General features: G+C 62.4%; 23 protein-coding genes. 13 read left to right on the forward strand and 10 right to left on the reverse strand.

The genetic code is table 11. From position 1 onward, the window contains the following. Window positions 1-28: 28 nt before the first annotated feature. From RTP54_RS03815 to RTP54_RS03830, 4 genes are read right to left on the reverse strand one after another with little or no spacing between them, the layout of a single operon-like run. A complete protein-coding gene (locus RTP54_RS03815) occupies window positions 29-913 on the reverse strand; it encodes an SMP-30/gluconolactonase/LRE family protein (RefSeq protein ID WP_312361115.1) in 885 nt (294 codons plus the stop codon). Then, window positions 910-1,548: a 2-dehydro-3-deoxy-6-phosphogalactonate aldolase gene (locus RTP54_RS03820; protein WP_312361118.1), complete on the reverse strand. Its 639-nt coding sequence runs from the start codon at window positions 1,546-1,548 to the stop codon at window positions 910-912. Before RTP54_RS03820 ends, RTP54_RS03815 begins: the two co-directional genes overlap by 4 nt. 16 nt (window positions 1,549-1,564) lie before the next feature. Further along, entirely contained in the window at window positions 1,565-2,485 is a 921-nt protein-coding gene (locus tag RTP54_RS03825; RefSeq protein WP_312361120.1) for a 2-dehydro-3-deoxygalactonokinase, read from the reverse strand. Then, complete coding sequence (locus tag RTP54_RS03830; protein WP_312361122.1) at window positions 2,482-3,252, reverse strand: SDR family oxidoreductase; 771 nt, start codon at window positions 3,250-3,252, stop codon at window positions 2,482-2,484. Before RTP54_RS03830 ends, RTP54_RS03825 begins: the two co-directional genes overlap by 4 nt. Before the next feature lie 172 nt (window positions 3,253-3,424). Between RTP54_RS03830 and RTP54_RS03835 the strand changes: the two genes are divergently transcribed. The 12 genes from RTP54_RS03835 (at window position 3,425) to RTP54_RS03890 (ending at window position 15,449) form a co-directional block, all read left to right on the forward strand. Beyond that, on the forward strand, window positions 3,425-4,219 hold the full coding sequence (locus RTP54_RS03835; RefSeq protein WP_312361124.1) for an IclR family transcriptional regulator: 795 nt from the start codon (window positions 3,425-3,427) through the stop codon (window positions 4,217-4,219). A 195-nt stretch (window positions 4,220-4,414) separates the two neighbouring features. After that, entirely contained in the window at window positions 4,415-5,155 is a 741-nt protein-coding gene (locus RTP54_RS03840) for a helix-turn-helix transcriptional regulator (RefSeq protein WP_112808721.1), read from the forward strand. A gap of 169 nt (window positions 5,156-5,324) precedes the next feature. After that, window positions 5,325-6,080, forward strand: coding sequence for a LuxR family transcriptional regulator (locus tag RTP54_RS03845; protein WP_312361129.1), 756 nt, complete (start codon window positions 5,325-5,327; stop codon window positions 6,078-6,080). A 511-nt stretch (window positions 6,081-6,591) separates the two neighbouring features. After that, entirely contained in the window at window positions 6,592-7,767 is a 1,176-nt protein-coding gene (gene apbC, locus RTP54_RS03850; RefSeq protein WP_312361131.1) for an iron-sulfur cluster carrier protein ApbC, read from the forward strand. A gap of 403 nt (window positions 7,768-8,170) precedes the next feature. Further along, on the forward strand, window positions 8,171-9,148 hold the full coding sequence (locus tag RTP54_RS03855) for a magnesium transporter CorA family protein (RefSeq protein ID WP_312361132.1): 978 nt from the start codon (window positions 8,171-8,173) through the stop codon (window positions 9,146-9,148). Window positions 9,149-9,165: 17 nt separating this feature from the next. Continuing rightward, complete coding sequence (locus tag RTP54_RS03860; protein ID WP_112808713.1) at window positions 9,166-11,067, forward strand: potassium transporter Kup; 1,902 nt, start codon at window positions 9,166-9,168, stop codon at window positions 11,065-11,067. Between the two features lie 238 nt (window positions 11,068-11,305). Continuing rightward, on the forward strand, window positions 11,306-12,481 hold the full coding sequence (locus RTP54_RS03865) for a cell wall hydrolase (RefSeq protein ID WP_312361135.1): 1,176 nt from the start codon (window positions 11,306-11,308) through the stop codon (window positions 12,479-12,481). A gap of 297 nt (window positions 12,482-12,778) precedes the next feature. After that, window positions 12,779-13,138, forward strand: a complete 360-nt coding sequence (locus tag RTP54_RS03870) for an AtpZ/AtpI family protein (RefSeq protein ID WP_162703437.1) — start codon at window positions 12,779-12,781, stop codon at window positions 13,136-13,138. Window positions 13,139-13,197: 59 nt separating this feature from the next. Then, window positions 13,198-13,950: a F0F1 ATP synthase subunit A gene (locus RTP54_RS03875; protein ID WP_112808709.1), complete on the forward strand. Its 753-nt coding sequence runs from the start codon at window positions 13,198-13,200 to the stop codon at window positions 13,948-13,950. Between the two features lie 81 nt (window positions 13,951-14,031). Beyond that, complete coding sequence (locus tag RTP54_RS03880) at window positions 14,032-14,259, forward strand: F0F1 ATP synthase subunit C (RefSeq protein ID WP_025426100.1); 228 nt, start codon at window positions 14,032-14,034, stop codon at window positions 14,257-14,259. Window positions 14,260-14,335: 76 nt separating this feature from the next. Then, complete coding sequence (locus RTP54_RS03885; RefSeq protein WP_112808707.1) at window positions 14,336-14,950, forward strand: F0F1 ATP synthase subunit B; 615 nt, start codon at window positions 14,336-14,338, stop codon at window positions 14,948-14,950. Window positions 14,951-14,963: 13 nt separating this feature from the next. Beyond that, entirely contained in the window at window positions 14,964-15,449 is a 486-nt protein-coding gene (locus tag RTP54_RS03890; RefSeq protein WP_112808705.1) for a F0F1 ATP synthase subunit B, read from the forward strand. Window positions 15,450-16,417: 968 nt separating this feature from the next. On the opposite strand, the gene RTP54_RS03895 is transcribed toward RTP54_RS03890, so the two are convergent. Beyond that, window positions 16,418-17,068 (reverse strand): ribonuclease HII, encoded by a 651-nt coding sequence (locus RTP54_RS03895; RefSeq protein WP_312361149.1) that lies wholly within the window; start codon window positions 17,066-17,068, stop codon window positions 16,418-16,420. 448 nt (window positions 17,069-17,516) lie between these two features. Next, a complete protein-coding gene (locus tag RTP54_RS03900; RefSeq protein WP_112808669.1) occupies window positions 17,517-18,674 on the reverse strand; it encodes a PA0069 family radical SAM protein in 1,158 nt (385 codons plus the stop codon). A gap of 190 nt (window positions 18,675-18,864) precedes the next feature. Between RTP54_RS03900 and RTP54_RS03905 the strand changes: the two genes are divergently transcribed. Next, entirely contained in the window at window positions 18,865-19,392 is a 528-nt protein-coding gene (locus RTP54_RS03905; RefSeq protein ID WP_112808667.1) for a glycosyl transferase, read from the forward strand. A gap of 303 nt (window positions 19,393-19,695) precedes the next feature. Here RTP54_RS03905 and moaB read toward each other — a convergent pair whose 3' ends face one another. From moaB to RTP54_RS03925, 4 genes are all read right to left on the reverse strand, one after another. Continuing rightward, window positions 19,696-20,238, reverse strand: coding sequence for a molybdenum cofactor biosynthesis protein B (gene moaB, locus RTP54_RS03910; protein WP_312361153.1), 543 nt, complete (start codon window positions 20,236-20,238; stop codon window positions 19,696-19,698). Continuing rightward, window positions 20,235-21,149 (reverse strand): 4-(cytidine 5'-diphospho)-2-C-methyl-D-erythritol kinase, encoded by a 915-nt coding sequence (locus tag RTP54_RS03915; protein ID WP_312361155.1) that lies wholly within the window; start codon window positions 21,147-21,149, stop codon window positions 20,235-20,237. Before RTP54_RS03915 ends, moaB begins: the two co-directional genes overlap by 4 nt. Window positions 21,150-21,156: 7 nt before the next feature. Then, window positions 21,157-22,989: a tetratricopeptide repeat protein gene (locus RTP54_RS03920; RefSeq protein WP_312361158.1), complete on the reverse strand. Its 1,833-nt coding sequence runs from the start codon at window positions 22,987-22,989 to the stop codon at window positions 21,157-21,159. Between the two features lie 164 nt (window positions 22,990-23,153). Next, the gene (locus tag RTP54_RS03925) at window positions 23,154-24,170 is read right to left on the reverse strand and encodes a polyprenyl synthetase family protein (protein ID WP_112808659.1); all 1,017 of its coding nucleotides are present in this window, start codon (window positions 24,168-24,170) and stop codon (window positions 23,154-23,156) included. Window positions 24,171-24,192 lie beyond the last annotated feature (22 nt).

Below are 24,192 nucleotides of genomic sequence, written 5' to 3' on the forward strand. Positions count from 1 at the left end.
TTATTGGCCTTTTGCCAGGGGATTCGGTTCAGAGCCGGAACGACGGCTCAAAGCGGCCCTTGACGCTGACGCCGAGTTCGAAGGTCTTGCCGGCATGCGGATCGGCGGCGCGCTGAGCGTCGTCAAGATCCTGCCAGGCAGACGTCACCAGCATGCGGTCGGCCTTCGGCCCGATGAAGGCGGTGCAGCTTGGCTGCGTTGTCGGCATGGCATGGCGCGCGACCCTTTTGCCGTCGGGGCTGTAGACGTCGACCGTGCCGCTGCCCCAGCGCGCATTCCAGATCAGGCCATCGGCATCGCAGACCGAGCCGTCGATGCCGCCAACCTCGCCACTGCCGTCGACGAGGAGGCTCGGCTCGCCTGTCGGCAGGCCGGTCTCGGCATCGATGTCGACGCGCATCAGGTGGTTGATATCGGTATCGACGAAGTAGGCGACGGTGCCGTCAGGTGAAAAGCAGATGCTGTTGGGAATGGTGATCCGGTCGTAGAGCCTGGTCACCTTCGTGCCGGCGACGTGATAGATCGCGCCCGCACTTTTTTCGGCGGCGCGGCCCATGGTGGAGACCCAGAGCGCGCCGGAGGCATGGACGCGGCCGTCGTTCGAGCGATTGCCGGGCTTGTCTTCGAGTGTCGCCAGCAGGCTGAACACGCCCGTCTGCGTGTCTCTCACGAACAGCCCCTGGTCGGAGGCGACCAGCTGCCGCGAAGGGTCGATCACGGCAAGCACACTGCCGAGGAACGGCAGCGCGTGCACAGTCTTGCGGCCGCTCTCAAGGTGCAGTTCATGCAGTTCCTGGCCCTTGATGTTGAACCACCAGGCGGTGCCGCTGCCCGGATCGTAGGTCGGGCCTTCTCCGAGCATCGAGGGGGATTGGCAAAGGATGCTGCCGGAAAAGGCAATCGTGTCGCTCATCGACCCGCTCCATAGACGGCGTCATAAGCGCTGACGGTCGCGATGGCGCGCTTGCCGACGTCGGCAGCGCTCATGCCCGGCTTGTAAAGGCTCGATCCGAGCCCGAAGCTTCTGATGCCGATCCTGGCGTAGTCGGCGAAGTTCTCTTCCGAGACGCCGCCGACGGCGGCAACCTCGACATCCGTCGGCAGCACGGTGCGGATCGCGGCGATGCCGGACGGGCCGAGCACGCTTGCCGGAAAGAATTTCAGGCCCGTAGCACCCGCTGCCGCGGCTGCAAGCGCTTCTGTCGGGGTGAAGACGCCGGGCATGGTCACCATGCCCTTTTGCGCTGCCAGCCGGATCACCACCGGCTCGACATTGGGGCTGACCATCAGCCGGCCGCCGACATCCGCAAGTCGCTCGACCTGCTCTGTCGTCAGCACCGTGCCGGCGCCGATCAGGCAGCCTTCCGGCGCCATCTTCACCGCCGTCTCGATCGACCGGAACGGGTCGGGCGAATTGAGCGGGATCTCGATCGCGGTGAAGCCCGCTTCGATCAGCGTGCCGACGACGCCTTCGGTTTCCTCGGGCTTCAGGCCGCGCAGAATGGCGACCAGCGGGTACTTCATCGGCGGGAAGGGGATACGGTTCATGGCAGCAGTCTTTCGGTCAGAGGGGCCAGATTGCCTGGGCGGCAGTCGAAAGGCCGGCGCGCACGGCCTCGTCGGCATCGACGATCCGTGGGCTAAGGTCGAGGCTGGTGAGTGCGGCGCGGTAGAGCGCGCCGAGGGATCCGGAGGCGACAAGGCAGACGCTGTCGACGGTATCGACTGTCGCCAGGGCGCCGGCAATCTCGAGCCCTATCAACGTGCCCGAAAGCGTCGCCTTGGCGTCGGTCGCTGTGGTTCCGTGAAGCAACTGGCCGGCGCGCACGCCGAAGGTCAGGTTGGTGGCGAGCGCCGGATTGGCACGCGCTGCGGCAACCGCGTCGAGAAACGCTGGATGCTCGCCCGAAAACACCTGCGCATCGGCGATCGAGTGGGTAAGGATCGAGTGCTTCGAGACGACGTCGAACAACTCGCCGGTCATGAAGGTCGAGAAACCGGTGACCTTGCCGTCCTCGAGGCGCACCCACTTGCTGTGCGTGCCGGGCATGCAGACGAGGTGGCGGCCGTCACCGAGGCTTGCCGCGGCGCCGAGCAATTGCGTTTCCTCGCCGCGCATCACGTCGGGATGCCGAGTGTCGCGCTGGGCGAGGCCGGGCAGGATGCGGATGTCGCGGCCGACGTCGGGCACTGCAACCGCGCCGCCGGCGATTTGCGAAAGAGCGGCGGGCGTGTTGAGATAGCCGGCCTCGAGCCAACCCTGTTTGGCGCCCGCCATGCCGCAGATGATCACCGGCAGGTGGCCGGGTGCGTCAACCGCCGAAAGATGCGCCTCCAGAACACGCGAAAAACCGGTCTTGGCAGCGGTCGTCATGCCTTCGCCGCTGCGGCGCTCCGCAAGCACCGTGCCGTCTTCGGCAATGATCCAGAGCCGAAAGCTCGTGGTTCCCCAGTCGACTGCGGCATAATAGGCTGCCGTCATCACAGTGCGCCTCCATCAATGATCATCGTTTGGGCGGTCATGCCCGCAGAACAGTCCGAAGCCAGATAAAGGCAAGGTCCGATGAGATCCGAAGCGGTCAGGCTTCGCTTCAGGCATTGCTTTTCCAGCATCGCCGCGATTGCCGCCTCGTCAAGCCAGAGCTTCTTCTGGCGCTCGGTCACGATCATGCCGGGCAGGATCGCGTTGACGCGGATGTTGTCGTGGCCGAGCTTGCCGGCGAGCGACTTCGTCAGTCCGATGATGCCGGCCTTGGCCGTCGCGTAGGCCGGAATTTCCGCCATATTGAGCAGGAAGGCGATGGACGAGAAGTTGACGATCGATCCGCTGCCGGCCTGACGCATATGGGGCGCCACCGCCTGGCTCATGAAGAACAGGTGCCTGAGATTGACGGCCTGGCTCTCATCCCAGCTCTCTTCGGTCACGGCTTCAAGCGGCTGCCGGTCGTCGCGGGCGGCATTGTTGACGAGCACGTGGATTGCGCCGAGGGCAATTGCCGCCGTTTCGGCAGCCTGTCTCACCGCGGTTATATCGCGCAGGTCCGCGTGAATGAAGGAAGGCCTGGAGCCTGTCTCGGCGAAAAGCTTGTCAACGAGGTCCAAGCCCGCCCTCTCGTCGATGTCGACGAAGGCAACCTTCGCGCCCTGGTGGATGAAACCTTCGACAAGGGCCGCGCCGATGCCGGCGCCGCCGCCGGTCACAAGCACACAGCGATCCCGCAGGTCGTGGAACTGGGCCGCAGACAACGGCATATGGCACTCCCCCTTCGCGCAACAGCGCGTTCGCCACTCTATCCGTTCCAAAATGTGGAACTTGATTTTATTATATGGAATTATCGGGCGGCGATGGCTATTTTGTCAAGATCGGATGGCGCCCTTGCGCTTCTCCGCCGAATGAAGCGGACCGCAGGTTTGGAGAACGGCGATGGATAGGGATGGCGAGACGATGGGCACCGGCACGCTCGGCAAGGCGATGGCCGTCCTCGAGGCGGTGGTCACCGCCGAAGGGCCGCAGCGCTTTACCGATATTCTTGCGCGGTCCGGGCAGCCGCGCGGCACCCTGCATCGCTTGCTCAGCCATCTGGTCGAGGAAGGCCTTCTCGTGCAGCGGCGCGATCTCAGCTACGAGCCAGGGCTGCGGCTATTGACGCTTGCCTACCGATCCTGGTCCGGCAATCGTTTTCGTGACGTCGCCGAACCGCATCTGCGCAGCCTGCACGCGCTGACAGGCGAAACGGTCCATCTCGGCATCCTCAGGCAAGCCGAAATCGTCTATGTCGACAAGGTCGAAAGCCAGCAGACGGTGCGTATGAGTTCGCAGATCGGCAAGGCTTCGCCTGCGTATTGCACCGGCATCGGCAAGGCGGCGTTGTCGCTGCTGCCGCAACCGGAGCTTGAACGCATCGTCTCGGGAATGGCTTTTCATGCGTTCACGCCGCACACGCATCGCTCGGCCGAAACGCTGCTTGCGGAAATTGTCGACATTCGCCGTCAAGGACATGCTTTCGATCGGGAAGAACATGAGGTAGAGATCCGCTGCGTGGCTGCGCCGATCCGTGTTTCGGGCAGCGATCTGACGGCTGGAATCTCGGTTACGGGGCCAGCCTATCGGGTCAGCATGGAGCAACTGACCGCCTGGTCAGGGGCGGTTCGGGAAGCGGCGGCGGCGATCGGGGAGGAGGCCGCGATTCGCCTCGGTCCGGGCCGCGGTGGACCTTGAGTTCACTTTACGGTAAATTAGAAACATCGACTGGACGTAGTGTCCCAAGCTCGATAACGTTAATATATCAGGCTCGTTGTGCGTTTTTTCAGCGACGGGGCCTGGTCTTGTCATTGATAGAAATTTTGACGTGATCTTCATGCGGCGTCAGCGGCCGTGCTCCTCCCCGGAGCCGGATGTGGAGAAGGGCGGAAGATGATCGATTTCAGCGCGAATATGGCGTCGTTGAAGCTCCCCGACGGGCGCTCCGTGCGAGGGCCGATCTGTTGCGAGGACGATATCAGGCGGGTGATCGGGCAAGTTGCGGATGCCTATGGTTTCCGCGGTTTCCTCGTGCTTGCCGTTCCGGACACCGGCTGCAGCAGTCTTGAAGAAAACGCGATCATGACGACCTATCCGGGCGAGTTCCTGAAGGGCTACGACAGTGCCGGCCTGATCAATGGCAGCCCGGTGATCCAGCGGCTGCGCCGCAGCACCATCCCGTTCACCTATGATGCCCATCAACTGGCGCGCCGCCGCGCCGACGGCAAGGGCGATGCGGCGATCTGCGTCTTCGAACAGGCGGGCATGCCGCGTGGCATCTATCTTCCGGTGCACGACGCCGGCGGCCACCGCGCAGCGATCGCCTTCGGCGGAGATCGGCCGGTGGTGTCGAACGACGAAATGCAGGAGCTGAACCTTTGGGCTGGCATTCTCTACAGCAAGCTGGCCGAGGTGCGTGAGCGTGAGCGCCGCGGGTCTGGAAGCCTGTCGCGCCGCGAGGTCGAATGCCTGCGCTGGGCGGCCGCCGGCAAGACCACGAGCGAGATGGCGCGAATCCTTGCGCTATCGGAGTACACGGTGAACCACTATCTCAACCGGGCGACGCGAAAGCTGGATTCGGTCAACCGCGTGCAGACGGTCGCCAAGGCGATGCGCGCCGGATTGATCAACTGAGAATTGGCACATTGCGCACAGCGAAGCTGGCTGCTGCGACGTGGCGCGGTTCGTTTTCGGGGAAATACACAGGCTTTTGGGCGCGTAGGGCAGGGAATCTCGATCATCTGTTGGCATTGGCCCACGGGTCGGTCTATCAGATAATTGATGAATGCCATGGAACGCGCGAATGCAGGATACGATGACCACCGGGACGACTGACGCAGATCTGCCCCGTGGCGGTGACTTCGCGTCCGAGATCGCAAAGCTGGAGACCCAGTTCGACATCATCCGCTATATGCGGCGGGTCACGCAGATGTTTGGCTTCAAAACCTTTCTCATCTGTTCGATCCCGTCCATCGATGTCGAGCGCCTGGCCGCGACCACCGTCATCTCCAACATGCCTGCCGAACTGCTCAACAAGTATGACAGCCTGTCGATGCTGCGCTTCAGCACCGGCGTCAAACGGCTTCGGGAAACGACGACCCCGTTCCAGGTGACGCTCGAGGCGTGGGAAGACGAGGGTGGCAAACCCGATTCGGCCCGCGAATACATCACGATGCTGCGCGAGAACGCCATCTTCCAGGCGAGCTACTTCCCCGTCCACGATGCCGAGGGCGGCCGCGGCGCCGTCATCCTGATGGGCCCGGAAGCCGAGCTGCCGATGACGGTGACCATGGAACTGCAGATGATCGCGATCCATGTCTACAATCGGCTGGCCGAGATCGGCTCCGTGTGGAAGAACAGCAGCGCGTCGCTCTCCGAGCGCGAGATCCAGTGCCTGAGCTGGACGGCTGCGGGAAAGACCAGCGCCGAGATCGCCGGCATTCTCGGCCTCTCCGAGCACACGGTGAACCACTATCTCAACCACGTCACCAAGAAGCTCGATGCGGTGAACCGCACGCAGGCCGTCGTCAAGGCGATGAAGAAGGGCTACATCAGCTAGCCTTGTTCGCCACGGGGTTCGCGATGTTCGAACCCTCGCCATCTTGGCGCTGTGGCCACGAAATGCACCGCTCCTGTGCGAATTTGGGATCATTGCTCATAAACTGGGCAGAAGCTCCGTGTTCGTGAACCCTCTAATGATCCTCATATCTATCTGAAAATACTCACTGTTCTTGTTCTTTTCGAATCTGGCACGCATCCTGCATTGGTAGGGGCATGTCCAGAGGGGACTAAAAACAAGACAGCGCCCAAGAAGGTCGCGACAAAAAGGGCCGCCACCCAACCCCGCATGATCCCGGATCGCCGTTACGATCTCGGATTATGCTTGTGATCCCGGATGTACGGACACAAGGGCACGGGTGGCGGCCCTGCTTTTTGTTTTTGCGTAATGTCGCATTGGCGAAGCGCTCCGCCTCGATTATCTAAGACATGACAACGTTATCTCGGAGATAACGAGCCGATCCCGGAGATAACGAGGTTATCTCGGCGATGGCGAGGAATGAGAGGGCGCGATGCCGGAAGTCACCAGAGACGTGGTTCTTGATAAGCTGCGCACCGTGCGCGGTCCTGACATGGAGGGCGATATCGTCGCGCTCGGGCTGGTGTCGGACGTCTTCATCTCGGATGGCAAGGCCTATCTCTCGATCACCGTACCGGCCGATCGCGCCAAGGAGCTGGAGCCGATGCGGGCCGCGGCCGAGCGTGTCGTGCGTGAAATTCCCGGCATCAGTGCCGCCATGGTCGCGTTGACGGCCGACCGCAAGGCCGCATCCGGAGCCGCCCCGGTGCAGCGTCCGCAACCGGCCGCTGCGCCGGCTGGCCATGCCCATGTCGGTCATTCCCATGGGCAGCGCCCTGCAGGCGGTGCGCCCGCCAAGGCCGGTATTCCGGGTGTCGGCGCCATCATCGCCGTGGCCTCCGGCAAGGGCGGTGTCGGCAAATCCACCACATCCGTGAACCTGGCGCTGGCGCTGAAGGCCAATGGCCTCAAGGTTGGTCTTCTCGACGCCGACATCTACGGACCGTCGATGCCGCGCCTCCTGAAGATTTCCGGACGGCCGCAGCAAATCGAAGGCCGGATGATCCGGCCGATGGAAAACTACGGGCTCAAGGTCATGTCCATGGGCTTCCTCGTCGACGAGGAGGTGGCGATGATCTGGCGCGGCCCGATGATCCAGTCGGCGCTGCTGCAGATGCTGCGCGAAGTCGCATGGGGCGATCTCGACGTGCTTGTGGTCGACATGCCGCCGGGCACCGGCGACGCGCAACTGACGATGGCCCAGCAGGTTCCGCTTGCCGGCGCTGTCATCGTTTCGACGCCGCAGGATCTGGCGCTCATCGACGCCCGCAAGGGACTGACCATGTTCCGCAAGGTCGAGGTGCCGGTGCTCGGCATCATCGAGAACATGAGCTACTTCGTGGCGCCGGACACCGGCAAGCGCTACGATATCTTCGGCCATGGCGGCGCGCGCAAGGAGGCCGAGCGCATCGGCGTTCCGTTCCTCGGAGAGGTGCCGCTGACCATGGGGATCCGCGAGACGTCGGACGCGGGCACGCCGCTGGTCGTCTCCGACCCTGACGGCGAGATCGCGCGGATCTATCGCGACATCGCCACCAAGGTCTGGGCGGAGGCGTCGGCCGCCCGCGACGACAAGACCCGCGCAATGCCGAACATCGTCTTCGAATAGACCACGACCGACCACGGCGTGCGATCACGCCACACGAGCCTGTCGCGGCAAGGGCCGCACGCGGCAGGCCCCTTTGAAACAATGGCACAATTTTGTCCGCGGACCGATTTCGATTCGCCGGGACATGCAGTAGGGTGACGCCGGAACGATAGGCGACACCGTGCCATGGATCGAGGGGGCATTGATTTTGCGTCTGTGTTGCGCCATATGCCGTGCCGCACTTGCGAAGGTGCCCAACTTAGCGCCCTCTCGCCGGAGACCGTGTTCTCCCGCGATGACCGAGTTGAGGATTTTGTCCTGACTGGGAACGCTCTGTCCGATGGATTTCGACTGTGGGAATAATGTGGCGCCGATCGGGTTGCTCACTTTCGTTCGGCTACGCGCCAGCGGGAAGGGCGCCTGAATGATCACCGGCTATTGTTCCAATGGCGAGACCGTCACTTTTTCGGTGGCAGACAAGCCCGTCGCCCTGCGTCCCGACATCGTCTGGATTGATCTCGTAGAGCCGAGCAAGGACGAAGACCTGATGATGGAGGCGCTGCTTGGCATCTCCATTCCGACACGCGATGACCTGAAGGACATCGAGCCGTCGAGCCGGCTCTATATCGAGGCCGACGCCGTGTTCATGACGGCGTCGCTGGTCTATCGCTCGGAGACCGAGATACCCGATCTCACCGACGTGGCCTTCATCCTGCACGGCGGCCGTCTGGTGACCATTCGCTATGCCGAGCCACGCGCTTTCGTGCTGTTCAAGGCGGCGATGCATCGGATTCCGGGCGGCTGCCCGAGCGGCGTGGCGATCCTGACCCGGCTGCTCGAAACGATCGCCGACCGCACCGCCGAAATCCTCGAGCAGGCCGTCGGCAAGCTCGACGACCTGTCGCTGCAGGTCTTCGGCGACAAGGCCGTCGTCAAGCGCCGGCCGCCGCATTTTCTCGAAGCGCGCCTGCGCGACGTCGCCGGCCATCACCGGCTGGTGGCCAAGACGCGCGACAGCCTTGCATCGCTTTCTCGGCTTTTGACCTTCGTCTACACGGTGCCCGTGGTTCAGGCGGACAAGGATAGCCGCGAGCTTTGCCGCTCGATCTCGCGTGACATCCAGACCCTGTCGGAGCATGCCTCCTTCATCTCCGGCAACATCACCTTCCTGCTCGACGCCTCGCTCGGCCTCATCAATGTCGAGCAGAATGCCATCATCAAGATTTTCTCGATCGCATCCGTGGTATTGTTGCCGCCGACGCTGGTCGCCTCAGTCTACGGCATGAACTTCAACGTCATGCCTGAGCTTCAATGGCAGTTCGGCTATCCCTTCGCCCTGGTCGCTATGGTGATATCCGCCGTGATACCGTTTTTCTTCTTTCGCTGGAAAGGCTGGCTTTAATCGCCAGTAGGACACGCATGACCCAATCCCATGCCCCTTCCGCACAAGGGTCGAAGGACCTGCGCCGGCTGCTCGTCCTCGGCCTCGGCTCCATCGGTGTTGTCTATGGCGACATCGGCACCAGCCCGCTCTACGCGTTTCGCGAAGCCTTGCGCCCGGTCTCCCACGATGGCGTGACGGATGTCGAAATCATCGGCCTGATCTCACTGATGATCTGGACGCTGACGATCATCGTCACCATCAAGTATGTGCTGTTCCTGCTGCGGGCCGACAACCAGGGCGAGGGCGGGACGCTGTCATTGCTGGCGCTGTTGATGAAGACGGGCAACGGCCACACGGCGATCCTGTTCTTCATGGGCATTGCCGGTGCCGCGCTGTTCATCGGCGATGCGATGATCACGCCTGCGCTGTCGGTGCTTTCGGCGGTGGAAGGCCTGAAGCTGGTGACACCGGCGCTATCGGATTATGTCGTTCCCATCGCCGTCGTCATTCTTCTTCTGATGTTCGCCGTCCAGTCCAAGGGAACGGCTGCCGTCTCCAACTTCTTCGGCCCGATCACGCTTGTCTGGTTCCTGGTTATGGGCGGCATCGGCCTCGTTCATATTTCCGACGACCTGTCGATCTTCAAGGCGTTCAATCCCTATTATGCCTTCAGCTTCATGTTCAACGAGGGCTATGTCGGCATCATCGTGCTCGGTGCCGTGTTCCTGACGGTGACGGGTGCGGAAGCGCTTTATGCCGACCTTGGCCATTTCGGCCGCCGCCCGATCCAGTGGGCCTGGTTTCTGATCGTCTTTCCGGCGCTGACGCTCAATTATCTCGGCCAGGGCGCGTTCGTCCTGAAGAACCCGGAGGCGATGTCCGACCCGTTCTTCCTGATGTTCCCGAAATGGGCGCTGCTGCCGGTCGTCATTCTGGCGACCTTCGCGACGATCATCGCCAGCCAGGCGGTGATAACGGGCGCCTTCTCGCTGACGCGCCAGGCGATCCACCTCGGCTTCCTGCCGCGCATGGCGATCTTCCACACCTCGGAAACCCATACGGGCCAGATCTATCTGCCCAACGTCAACACGATGCTGATGTTTGGCGTCATGGCGCTGGTCTTCGTGTTCGGCTCTTCCGAATCGCTGGCTACCGCCTATGGCATCTCGGTGACGGGCGCGATGGTGGTCACCACCGTTCTCTCCTTCGAGTTCCTGCGCGCGCGCTGGAAGTGGTCGGCGCTCTGGGCCGGTGCGGTTCTGCTGCCGCTGTTTGCGCTGGAATGCGTCTTCCTCGGGGCCAACATGCTGAAGATCCATGACGGTGGCTATGTGCCGGTGATGATCGCCGCCACCTTCATCGTCATCATGTGGACCTGGAAACGCGGAACGGAGATCCTGCACGCCAAGACCCGCCACATCGACATTCCGCTCGCAAGCTTCGTCAAGTCGATCGAGCGCAAGAGCGAGCACGCCCCGGTCTCGGTGCCGGGAACGGCGGTGTTCCTGACGAGCGACCCGGAATCGACCCCGGCCGCGCTGCTGCACAACATCAAGCACAATCACGTGCTGCATCAGCAGAACTTCATCCTGACCATCCGCACCGCCAATACGCCGAAAGTGCCCAAGGCCGAACGGGTCAGCGTGCAACCGCTGTCGGAACGCTTCACCCTGCTCGAAATGCGCTTCGGCTTCATGGAGACGCAGAACGTTTCGCAGGCACTCGGCCTCTTCCGCAAGTCGGGGCTGAAGTTCGACATCATGTCGACGTCATTCTATCTCGGACGGCGAAAGCTGGTGCCCGACGCCCAGTCCGGCATGCCCCATTGGCAGGACCGGCTGTTCATCGCGCTCGCCAACGCCGCGATCGACCCGTCCGATTATTTCCGCCTGCCGACCAACCGCGTCGTCGAACTCGGCTCGCACGTCATCATCTGACGCCATGAGCCCGATAAGGCCCGCGAACGGCCGGGATGCCGGCCCTTCCTGTCTTTCAGCGAGCACGCATTAACCAAACATCAAGGTTAATGCTTCATTTTCAAGGCTCGAACGAAGCGTCGCCGACAGAGCGTCCGGCAGCTTCATTGTCCTAGCGTCCCGCGCGGAAACTGTCCGTTGGCTCATCGCCGGCGCGGGCAGAGCCGTGCCTTCGGTAAGCGTTGCGTGGAGTGGATTGGTGCGTAACAGTAAAAAACTGCGTCGCGAATCTCGTGTGAACGTCTCCGCCTGGCTGGCTCCGGCCATTATCGGTCTGGCGGTCTATATCGGTTTTCCGACTGTCGCGGCCTATTCGGACCTCGCGACCTTTCTCTCCGGCATCAACCGTGGCGGCGAACGCTGGCGAATGTACATGACGCCGTCGCCTGCCGGCTCGATCCACGAGGTTGAAATGGTCTTTACCGATCCGGTCACCACGGGCGCGCTCGATGGCGGCGCCGGCATCGATCTGCCCGATGGCAGCCGTGTCGCATTGACGGCGGAAAACAAGCACGCCGGCACGCCGGACGAGGACCGCGTCAACCGCCGCGGCAAGAAGGGCCGCATCGTCGCGGTCACGCCGATGACGCCGCCGAAGGATTTTACCGCCGGCTCCATCCTTCAGCGCACCAGCTCGCTGGTCGAGCCCGGCTTCGAGGGCGCCGAAAAGATGGTCTTCGCCAAGCCGACGATCAAGGGCAAGGAGATCGAGATCGCCACGGCCTTCTATAAGAAGAAGCCGCCAAAGGCCGATCCCGGTGTCTCGCCGATGCTGGCAAAGCTTGTCACCAACGACAAGTCCGACATTCTTGCGACTGCCTATGTCCGGCCCGAGCCGGACTATGCGCGTGAATCGCCCTTCGATTCGATCCTGCGCGAGGACAAGAACGCCGGGCGCTTCATTCCCGATATCTCGCCTGAAGATCACGCCTGGGCTGCAACCGCGCTGCCAGCGGGCGTTTTCGGCAAGGAAGAACAGACATGCCTGGCCGAAGGCATCTATTTCGAGGCACGCAGCGAACCCTTGAAGGGGCAGGCGGCCGTCGCGCAGGTGATTCTCAACCGGGTGCGCAATCCGACCTATCCGAAGACGATCTGCGGCGTCGTCTACCAGAACAAGGCGTGGCGCAACCGGTGCCAGTTTTCCTTTGCCTGCGACATGATCCGCGACCTGGTCTATTCCCGCTCGCACTGGAAGGAAGCAAAGGAAGTCGCCATGGCGGTGACTGCCGGCAAGATCTGGCTGCCCGAAGTCGGCTCCGCCACGCATTACCACGCGACCTATGTGAACCCTGCCTGGGCAAAGACGATGAAGCGTGTCGGCAAGATCGGCCTGCACATCTTCTACCGCACCTATGGCGGCGGCTGGAGCTGACGCCGTTCTGTTCTTTAGCCTTGGCGCACAAGCATCGATCGCGGGTCGGAGATTCTGGCCCGCGATCTGCCGATTCCTGGGATTGTCTGACCTTCGGCAGCCGGGGATGCAGTCAAGTCGATGAAATTGTTGAAAAATATTGTCCACGCCGAAGCGCGTGGCACGCCTTGACTATGCGGAAGCCTAAAACTATGTTGCGCGCGACTTCAAATGGGGCTGAAACGTGGCTTGAACGACAGCCCTTTGTATGGCCGAAATCACGGTCGAGACCGTGTTGGACAACAAGGGAGTGGCCACGTGACGGAGAAACCCGAGGAAAGTCTGGAAACGAGGCTCAAGCAGCTCGGTGACAAGATCGAGGCCAAAAGGCCCGCTTCGTCAGACGCAGCAGAGGCCCGTGCCACCGCAAGCCGCAAAGGCTACGCGGCGGCAATGAAGCTCTCCAGCGAGTTCATCGCTGGTATCGTTGTCGGGGCGTTTCTGGGCTATCTTTTGGACCACTTTGCGGGTACAGGGCCGTGGGGCATGATCATTTTCCTGCTCCTTGGCTTTTGCGCCGGTGTGTTGAATGTACTGCGGTCGGCGGGAATGGTGGCAACACTCGACTCGGTCAAGCGCAGTTCGGGGAATGACAAGACGGACGGAGATGGCGCCTGAGGCGTCGCCCGGAGTAACGGTATCCGCTCTAACGGCGGGCAGAACGAAAGAGAAGCGCGGTGTCAAACGATCCGACCCACCAGTTCCTGATCAACAAGATTGTCCCGATCGAAATTGGCGGAATTGACTTTTCCTTCACCAATGCGTCGCTTTTCATGGTTGCGACCGTGGGTGCCGCTGCCGGCTTCCTTTACCTGACGACGTCGCAGCGCGGGCTGGTCCCGACGCGCCTGCAGTCGGTTTCGGAAATGTCCTATGAATTCATCGCCTCGATGCTGCGCGAAGGTGCGGGCAACGGCGGCATGAAGTTCTTCCCGATGGTGTTCTCGCTGTTCATGTTCATCCTGACGGCGAACCTGCTCGGCATGTTCCCCTACTTCTTCACCATCACCAGCCAGATCATCGTCACCTTCGCGTTGGCGCTCTTCGTTATCGGCACCGTCGTGTTTTACGGTTTCTACAAGCACGGCTTCGGCTTCCTCAAGCTCTTCGTGCCCCATGGCGTGCCCGGTGTGCTTCTGCCGCTGGTCGTCGCCATCGAAATCATCTCGTTCCTTTCCCGTCCCATCAGCCTCTCGGTCCGTCTCTTCGCCAACATGTTGGCCGGCCACATCACGCTGAAGGTTTTCGCGGGCTTCGTGACCTCGCTGAGCGCCCTTGGCGCGCTCGGTATCGGTGGCGCGATCCTGCCGCTCATCATGACCGTCGCTATCACCGGTCTTGAATTCCTCGTCTGCTTCCTCCAGGCCTATGTCTTCGCGGTACTGACCTGCATGTACCTCAACGACGCTGTCCATCCCGGAAGCCACTAAGGAATACAGTCGCTTGCTTCCGGCCGGTCCTCCGCCGGAAGCGCAATCCTAAGCCGCAACACCATTCGAAGGAGTTCAATCATGGAAGCGGAAGCAGCAAAGTACATCGGCGCAGGTCTGGCTTGCCTCGGTATGGCCGGCACGGCTCTCGGCCTCGGCAACATCTTCGGCAGCTACCTCTCTGGCGCGCTGCGCAACCCGTCGGCTGCTGACGGCCAGTTCGGCCGCCTCGTATTCGGCTTCGCCGTTACGGAAGCTCTGGGCATCTTCTCGCTGCTCGTAGCCCTGCTCCTCCTCTTCGCCGTCTAATAACGGCTGGAGTTTCGGCCGCGGCCCGTCAAAGGGTCGCGGCCGCGCATATTCTTGAGTGCACCTGGAGGTGAGCATGTTTGTGACCGCGGCCTATGCCCAGCAGTCAACCACCACTGAAGGCGCCGAAGCACACGATGCCGCTGCGGCCGGTGAGGTGCACACCGAAACGGGTGTGGCCCACGAAGGCGAGGCTGGCTCCGGCGTGTTCCCGCCCTTTGATTCGACCCATTTCGCATCGCAGCTGCTTTGGCTCGCGATCACGTTTGGCCTCTTCTATCTCTTGATGTCGAAGGTCATCATTCCGCGCATCGGCGGAATTCTGGAAACCCGTCACGACCGGATCGCTCAGGATCTCGACGAAGCGTCGCGCCTGAAGGGCGAAGCTGACGCCGCAATCGCTTCCTATGAGCAGGAATTGGCAGCTGCCAAGGCCAAGGGTCATCAGATTGCCGACGGCGCCCGCGAAGCCGCCAAGTCGAAGGCCGTCGCCGATCGCAACGCCGTCGAGGCCGATCTGTCCAAGAAGATCACCGCTGCGGAAGACCGTATCGCCGATATCAAGACCAAGGCACTTGCGGACGTCGGCGCCATCGCCGAAGAAACTGCAACCGCCGTCGTCAAGCAGCTCATCGGTGGCACCGTCACCAAGGCTGAGATCGTCGCTGCCGTCAAGGCATCGGGTAACTGAGGAGCACTGAACCATGCATCTTGATGCGACCTTCTATGCCCTCGTCGGCTTGATCCTTTTCTTCGTCCTGATTGCCTATCTCAAGGTTCCGGGCATGATGGGCAAGGCGCTCGACGCCCGTGCCGACAAGATCACCAACGAACTGGCGGAAGCCAAGCGCCTGCGCGAAGAAGCCCAGGCCCTCGTTGCCGAGTACCAGCGCAAGCGCAAGGACGCCGAAGCGGAAGCTGCCGGTATCGTTGCCGCCGCTCAGCGCGAAGCCGAAATGCTGACCGCCGAAGCCAAGCAGAAGACGGAGGAATTCGTCGCCCGCCGGACCGCGCTGTCGGAACAGAAGATCAAGCAGGCCGAAAGCGACGCGATCAACGCCGTTCGCTCCGCAGCCGTCGATCTGGCCATCAGTGCTGCCGAAAAGGTTGTCGCTGCCAAGGCTGATGCCGGCGCGCAGAATGAGCTGTTCAAGAAGGCACTTGGCGAAGTCAAGTCGCGCCTGAACTAAGCTTCGGCCACATACACGATCTGAAAGCCTCGCCTCGTGCGGGGCTTTTTTCATTTCCGGGCCGGTTCCTTGGAGCGTATGAACTTCAGCCCCACATGCGGTTGCGGTGGGCTCGGGTTTCCCAGGCAGTTCGCCAACTCACCTCCGACCCAGACTGGCGATACGACACCGGCGCACGCGCGAAAGACCAATCCGGGCGCAAGCGGCGAGCTTTCCCTCTAGACTGTGCGAGGGTGGCGTTTATCCGCGCGCTGCCGCGGCACCGAAGATCCCTTGGCGCGTCCCCGATCGCCTTGCGCGCAGATGAGCGATGATGCAGCCTTTGGGGCCGCTTGACCGCAACGGTTAAGGGCGGCCGCGGCATCACGCGTCACGGTGCCTTGCGGCAACGCCGCATGCAGGCTTGCGCTGGGCTGTGCTCGCGTCCGGCGGCGATTGGTGGGAGAGACGCTGGCCCGGCTTTGCTGATGTCGCCCGCCAATCCTTGCGCAGCGGCCGGAAGCTCATGCAGCGCTAATGGCAGAGCCCGTGGCATCGAGCGCCGTGCAATGTGCCACTGTCGCGTATCTGCAGTGCGCGCCAATCGCTGCCGCGGTAGGCGAACTTGGCGCGCAGCATCATGCGGTAGCGAGCCGCCTGTTACCCGTTAATCCTTGCGCAGTGGGCGAAAGGGCGTGCGATGCGGCAGGTGGGTTCCTTTGGTGTTAATAGCCCCGCAATGCGTCAGGTTTACCTCACCGGCATGGACGGCAAATCGTCGCCGCGGCGGGCGATATCGGCGCGCACGGTGTCGCCTGACGCCCGTCAATCCTTCTGCAGCCGATGGAAGCACATGCGGGGCAGCGGCCAGCTTTCCTCAGGCGTTGATCGCGTCGCAATGCGCCAAGGTTGTCTAACCGGCACGGACGGCAAACTGCCGCCGTAGTGGTGACAACGGCGCGCATCACCATTCGGTGGCACGCCGCCCGTCAATCCTTGCGTAGTGGGCGAAAGCTCATGCGATGCAGCGGGCAGGGGCCTTTGGCATCGATCGCCTTGCGGTGCACTACGGTCGAATAGCCGGCATGGACGGCAAAGCCGTATCCGGGATGCGCGAGGTCGGCCCGTTCCATCATCCGGTCGCGCGTCACTTTGGCGACGATTGACGCGGCCGCGATCGACAGCGAACGGGCGTCGCCCTTGACCACGGCCTTGGCGTGGCAGCCAAGGCCGGGTGGTACGTCGCGGCCATCGACCAGCACGAAACGCGGCGTTACAGACAGGCCGTCGACGGCCTTGCGCATGGCCTCAAGGCTCGCCTTGCGAATGTCGATGGTATCGATGGTTGCGGCGGACGACGAAGCGATGGAAACGGTGGCGGTCGCCAGGATCTCGTCGAACAGTTTTTCGCGCGAGGCGGCGCTCAGCTTCTTGCTGTCATTCAGGCCCTGCGGGATGGCATCGGGGTCGAGGATGACAGCGGCAGCGACGACCGGGCCTGCAAGCGGTCCGCGTCCGGCTTCGTCGGCACCTGCGACGGGCCAGGCCCCATCCTTGCGGGCCGCCAGTTCGAAGCTGAAATCCGGCTCAAGGACAATTTCCGGGAAAAGGGGAGAATCGGTCGATCTGCGATGTGACATGCGGCGAAACTCGCATGATCGACCGATTCTCTTCAAGTCCCCCGATCTGAGTGCGGCAGCAGTCGGGGGGTATGCCAGCGCCGTCCCGAGGCACGAGGGAGACGCCGGAATTCAGATTTGCCGTCAGGCGACGACCATGACGGCCTGTACCTGCATTGTTTGGCGCCGCTGCCTGGCGACATCGTGGCAGCCGTCGGTCCAGGAACCCGGCCATCGCGCCAGCACCGGCAATTGCCGGTGTCCGGTCCAACGACCGAGGGATGGTCGAGACAGTCACTGTCCGCCCGTCATGTCACGTTCTTGCACGCCCTCTCTCAACACGTCCTGCGTCCAGCGGCATACGCAAAACCCGATGCCACCAGAGCGTTTCCAGTTCCAATGGAAGCGCAAAAGCAATCCAACTCATTGCTCTTTGCCTCCCTGGGCGGAAAATCACTTCACACCTCTCCTAAAGCAGCGAAAGCTGGACTCCGGTCCCGAGCGGCGGAACGAAGATGTCGTCACGCAACTGCCGGCGGTTGAGGTTGAGCCCAAGGCGTTTGGCGGCAAGCTCGAACCGTCGGCCAATCTGCCAGGCATAGGGGCCGGCTCCCTTCATCCGCTTGCCGAACTCAGCGTCGTAGTCCTTGCCGCCGCGCATCGAGCGGATCAGCGACATCACGTGGCGATAGCGGTCCGGATAGTTCCGCAGCAGCCAGTCGCGAAAGAGCGGGCTGACTTCGAGCGGCAAGCGCAGCAGCACATATGTCGCCTCCTGAGCACCTGCCGAGCGGGACGCTTCCAGAACCCTCTCGATCTCATGGTCGTTCAGTGCCGGAATGATCGGCGAGACCAGGACGCCCGTCGGGATGCCGGCTTGCGAGAGCGAACTCATCGCTTCCAGGCGCTTGGAAGGGGTCGAAGCGCGCGGTTCCATGGTGCGCGCCAGCTTCCGGTCGAGCGTCGTCACGGAAATGCCGACCCGCGCAAGGCCTTTTTCCGCCATCGGCGCCAAGATATCGATGTCGCGCGTCACCATCGCAGACTTGGTCACGATCATGACCGGATGGTTGGCGGCCTGCAGCACCTCGAGGATCTGGCGCATGATCCGCCACTCCTTCTCGATCGGCTGATAGGGATCGGTGTTGGTGCCGATCGCGATCGGCCGTACCTTGTAGTCCGAGCGGGCAAGCTCGCGCTCAAGGAGGCGCGGCGCGTCGGGCTTGGCAAAGAGCTTCGCCTCGAAATCAAGGCCTGCCGAGAGCCCCATGAAGGCGTGCGTCGGACGGGCAAAACAATAGATGCATCCATGCTCGCAGCCGCGATAAGGGTTGATCGAGCGATCGAATGAAATATCGGGAGAATCGTTGCGGCTGATCACCGAACGCGGTTTTTCCACCTGCACTTCGGTCTTGAAGGGCGGAAGGTCTTCGAGGCTCTCCCAACCATCATCGAAAGCTTCACGCGCCTGCGGTTCGAAGCGGCCGGATATATTGAGCCCGGCACCGCGCCCACGGCGCCGGTCGACATCGATCCTGAGACCGTTCCCGCTCATCATGGCTTCGGCGACCTCTGCCGTGTTGGCGGGGGCTAGAGCCCCCTGCCTGATTTCAGACAGCTCGTTCATCGGAATCTCCGAGGGATCTCTGGAGTTTTGATCCCGTTTTGTTCTGATTATTTTCCTATCGCGATTAAGGGAACAATTCAAGAACAAAAACACTGGAGCTGAAAACACCGATTGCGCGCGTTATCGGGGGGAGAGGGAAGGGCGCTGACGTCGCTGTAGCAATCTACGCTGCAATGCGGTAGGAAAAGCGATGCTGACGATCATCATGGAAACGCGCGACAACGAGACGGAACTGGCACAGACGCTGTCGGTGCTCGTGGCTGGCGCCGTGGAGGGTCTGGTCAGCGACGTCATCATCCTCGATCACGGCTCGAGCGACGGTTCCGCGCATGTGGCGGATGCGGCCGGGTGCCGCTTCTGCGTCGATTGGGATCTGGGTGAGATCGTGCGCTCTGCGCGCGGCGAGTGGCTGATGCTGCTCGAGCCCGGTGCCCGGCCGATCGGGCGCTGGGTGGACGAACTCGTCGAATATGTCTCGCTGCACAAGAGCCCGGCGCGTTTTTCACCGTCGCGGCTGCACCGCAAGCCGTTGCTGCATCGTCTGGCGCGGCGCGGCAAGCCTCTGGAGGCGGGCTTCCTGCTGCGCAAGGGCGACGCGCTTGCCGTTGCACGCGGAAAAATGCAGCTGAGCGAGATGACCAATATTCGCGCGGTGCGAAAACTTTCGACCGAACTCGTCCCTGCCTGGGTTGCCGTCGACAGCAGGCAGAGCGCCTGAAGATTGGGCTGCAGCCAACAAAAAAGGTGCCTGTCCAGCGGACGGCACCTCCAGGCGGCTACCAAATATCCTTGTTAGCAAATACCTGTCCGAGCGACCGGGCGAGCCGCGCGTCGTATGGTTATGTTCCCATCGCTTGGGGGACATCAGCGATGGGCTCGTCTTTGCTCCGGTCGAAGGACTTGCTCGGGTCTCTTTGCGATCCTTCAATGCGAGCTGACGAAAAAAGGTTTACCAGGTAGCAGCCAGCCTGGCAGTTCCCCAGGGAACAGGCGGTCGCCGGTCGCGTCGCTGCCGTAAGGATCAGCCGCGTTTCAAATGCTCGGAGAGGCGCGGCATGATCTCGACGAAGTTGCACGGCATGTGCCGGTAGTCGAGCTGCTGCCTGAGGATACCGTCCCATGCATCCCTGCAGGCGCCGGGCGAGCCCGGCAAGACGAAGATGAAGGTGGCGTTGGCGACGCCACCGGTCGCGCGCGACTGGATCGTCGAAGTGCCGATCTTGTCGTAGGAAATCCGATGGAAAACTTCGGAGAAGCCATCCATGCGCTTTTCGAACAGCGGCTCCAGCGCCTCCGGCGTGACGTCGCGGCCGGTAAAGCCGGTCCCGCCCGTCGTGATCACCACATCGATCGCGGCGTCGAGCGTCCAGGCTTCCACCTGATCGTGGATCGCTTTCCTGTCATCGGGCACGATGGCGCGCGCCTGGAGGCGGTGGCCGGTGTCCAGCACCCTGGCTTGCAGCGTGTCTCCGGACTTGTCGTCGGCAAGCGTGCGCGTGTCGGAGACCGTCAGGATGGCGATGCCGACGGGAATGAAAGGGCGGTCGTCTTTGGTTCCGGTCATCTGTTGGCTCTGCCTCTTGTCCTTGCCGAAAGAACGTACCATTCGGGATGCGCAGCAGAAAGCGCGTGCGCTGCACGCGAAGCGCGCTCGTCGCTGTCGAACAGACCAAAGCAGGTGGCACCCGAACCGGACATGCGCACCAGAGCCGCTCCGCTTGCGGCCAGCGCCCCGGATACGTCGGCGATGACAGGCTGCAACTGGCGGGCGGGCGGCTCCAGATCGTTGCGCATCCCGGCCAGGGCTGCCAGCCAGTCCACGGTAGATCCACGGACTGCCGGAACGACAAGCGGCGGGTTGCTCTTGTTTTCCAGCATCCGAAAGATCACCGGCGTCGACACGGCGACGCGCGGATTGACCAGCACGATCGGGAAGGAAGGAAGGTCCGGCGTGGGGGTGATCTCTTCGCCGATCCCCCTGGCGACAAGCGGTCGGCCGTCGAGGCACATAGGCACATCGGCACCGAGCTTGAGTGCGAGGGCGGCGAGCGATGCCGGCTCGATCCGAAGGTCCCAAAGGTCGATGAGCCCGCGCAGGGTCGCCGCCGCATCGGCGGACCCGCCACCGATGCCGGAGGCGATCGGCAGGTTCTTTTCGAGGTGGATATGGACTGGCGTCGTTTCGACGCCCTGCGCCGACAGCACCTGTCGCAGCAGGTCGCGTGCCTTGAGCACCAGGTTGCCGCTCTGATCGTCAACGGGTGCCGACAGTTCGGCGGCGAAATGGCCGGACAGGGTAAACCTGTCCTCGCTCGATGGAACGAGACCGATCCGGTCGCCGCGATCAGCAAAAGTGACAAGGCTTTCGAGGAGATGATGGCCGTCGGCCCGTTGGCCGACGACATGCAGTGCCAGATTGATCTTGGCGGGCGCCGCCCGTGTCAGCGCAAAGCCCGCAATCCCGCCTTGAAGCATGCTGCGATCAGGATTTCTTGTCCGGCGCGGGCGCTTCCGGGGTCACCTTCTTCGGCGCCGTCTCCTTGGCGTTGGCAGAGGCCGGCACGACTTCCTTCAGCGCCGGCAGCCCGTTTTCGATCTTGACCTTGATCTTCGGGATCTCGGCTTCCTCGGGCTTCAGCTCAAGCGTCTGCGTCCACTGGAACACCGCTTCGAGCTTGCGGCCGACGCGCCAGTACGCATCACCGAGATGATCGTTGATGGTCGGATCGCCAGCCATCAGCTCGGCGGCTTTCTCAAGCTCGACCACCGCATCGTCGAAGCGGTTCATGCGGAAATAGGCCCAGCCGAGCGAATCGACGATGTAGCCATCATCCGGCTTCAGCTCGACCGCCTTGCGGATCATGTCGAGGCCTTCTTCCAGGTTGATGTTCATGTCGACCCAGGAATAGCCGAGATAGTTCAGCACCTGCGGCTGGTCCGGGTTGAGTTCCAGCGCCTTGCGGAAGTTCGGCTCGGCCTTCTCCCACAGCTTCTGGCGCTCATAGGCGATGCCGCGCTGGAAGAACACGGTCCAGTCGCTGCGCTTCGGCACGGGACCGATCTGGTCAACCGCCCGGTCGTAGAGTTCGCCCATCTCCTTGTAGTCCTTGGCGTCGGAAAGCACGCTGCCATAGGCGAGATAGTTGCGGATATTCTTCGGGTCGACGTCGATCAGCGCCTTCAGGTGCTTCTTGGCTTCATCGACCTTGCCGATGGAGGCAAGGCTGAGGCCGAGCTGCAACTCCGACAGGCGGCGCATCGGCGAGGCCTCGGGCACGCTCTGGTAAAGCTCGATCGCTTCCTTCGGCTTCTTCAGGTTCTCGGCGATGCCGGCGAGCATCACCAGGATATCTGCACTGTCAGGGTCGAGACGGCGGGCCGTCTGCAGGTAGAGCGAGACGATGTCTTCGGCGCCCTCGCGGTTGAGCGCACCACCGATGGAAAAGAGCACGGCCGCCGCCCCTTGCGATGCGGTCTTGACCTGCTGCTCCTGCGGCACGCCGGTTTCGATGCTTTTCCTGAGCGCTTCGAGCGGCGTGTAGTTGTTGACCATGTTCTCGCCGACGGCGATCGTGTCGAGCGCCTTCTGCTTGTTGTTTTCCCGTGCTTCGAAGCGGGCAAGCGCCTCGACTGCCCGCATGAAGGTGTCGGGTGCGGCGGCGCCGCCTTCGCGATCGAGGATCGCGTCGTTGAGCTTGGCGCGCGCCGTGGTCTTGTCGCCGGAGGCGATGGCAATCGCGCCGGCATGGTAGTTCTTGAACACGCGGAACCAGTCCGGTCCATCAAGTCCATTGACCTCCGCCAGCGCTTCCTTGGGCTTGCCCTGGCCAAACTTGGCCCATGCGGACAAAAGACCGTTCATCAGCCGGTCGAGATCGTTGGGGCCTTCGTAGTTCAAAAGCTTCTGCGCGTTGCGATACTCGCGCTTGCGGATCGCCTCGATCGCGCGGATCACGGTGGTAATACGCTCGACGGCGGGGTCCGATTTCAGCTGCTCGGCGATCTTGGCGCCTTCGTCGAACTTGCCGGCCATCAGCAGCGTGATCATCAGCCGCTGCTTGACGTCGTTGTTGCCGGGTTCGAATTGCAGGGCGATGCGATAGAGTTCGTTGGCGGTCGCAAAATCACGATCGGTATCAGCTGTGCGGGCAGCGAGAAACGCGCCGGAAAAAGTGTTGACGGACGTGATGTCGAAAGGTTCGGTCTCTTCGACGGCGGCCTTTTCCTCGGCGAAAGCCTGGTAGCTGCTGCCGACCGTGGCAAAAGCCATCAGTGCAGCGCCGGAGAGAAGGCGCAGGATCGTCTTTTGCCGCATGTCAAACCTTTCATAGCCGATCTCTCGGCCTTGCGCACGACTGAGGGTTGTTTTGGAATCAGCCACGTATTGCCCGGCACAACTCTTGAGGAACAGAATGGCTTTTTTGGCGCAATGCGGCAAGAAATTCCTCTTGGGTGTTCGGGCCGGGCAGCCGTACCGGGTCAGCTGACCCGGTCGATGCAGAAGTCGATGACCTCGGTGAGTGCCGATTTCCACGGCGAAACCGGAAGCGGCGCCAAGGCATCACGCGCGATCGTGCCATAATGCTGCGCCCGGGCAATGGTGTCGCTCAGGCCGCCGTAGCGCTTGATCAGGCCGAGCGCCTTTTCGAGGTTGGCGTCGCTGCTGTCGCCACCTTCGATCGCCTCGCGCCAGAAGGCGCGGTCTTCCGGCGTACCCCGGCGATAGGACAGGATCACCGGCAGGGTGATCTTGCCCTCGCGGAAATCGTCGCCGACATTCTTGCCGAGCTCACTGGCCGAGCCGCCATAGTCGAGCACGTCGTCGACGAGCTGGAAGGCGAGGCCGAGATTCATGCCGTAGGATTTCAGCGCGTTGCGATCGGATTTGCTGGTCTGGGCGACGATCGGGCCGACTTCGGCAGCAGCGGCAAAGAGCGCTGCCGTCTTGGCGCGGATGACCTGCAGATAGTCGTCCTCGGTCGTTTCCATGTTTTTGGCGACGGAAAGCTGCAGCACCTCGCCCTCGGCGATGACCGAGGCTGCGGTCGACAGCACGTCGAGCGCATCGAGCGAACCGACATCGACCATCATGCGGAAGGCCTGGCCGAGCAGGAAGTCGCCGACGAGCACGCTTGCCTGGTTGCCCCAGATCGTGCGTGCGGTGGATTTGCCGCGCCGCAGGTCGCTCTCGTCGACAACGTCGTCATGCAGAAGCGTGGCCGTGTGCATGAACTCGACGCTGGTGGCGAGCTTGACGTGGGCATCGCCCTCGTAGCCGAACATCGCCGCCGAAGCGAGCGTCAGCATCGGGCGCAGGCGCTTGCCGCCCGACGAGATCAGGTGGTTGGCAACCTCAGGAATCATCTGGACGTCGGAACCGGCCCGCGACAGGATGAGCTGGTTGACGCGTTCCATGTCGGGAGACGTCAGATCAACGAGCGGCTTGACGGACGCCTGTTTGTTTTTGCTGTCTTCCAGCGGTATCACTACGCCCAACACCGGGACTCCTGTTTTCATT

Origin of the sequence: Ensifer sp. (assembly GCF_031989085.1) — a bacterium.
Classification (GTDB): domain Bacteria; phylum Pseudomonadota; class Alphaproteobacteria; order Rhizobiales; family Rhizobiaceae; genus Ensifer.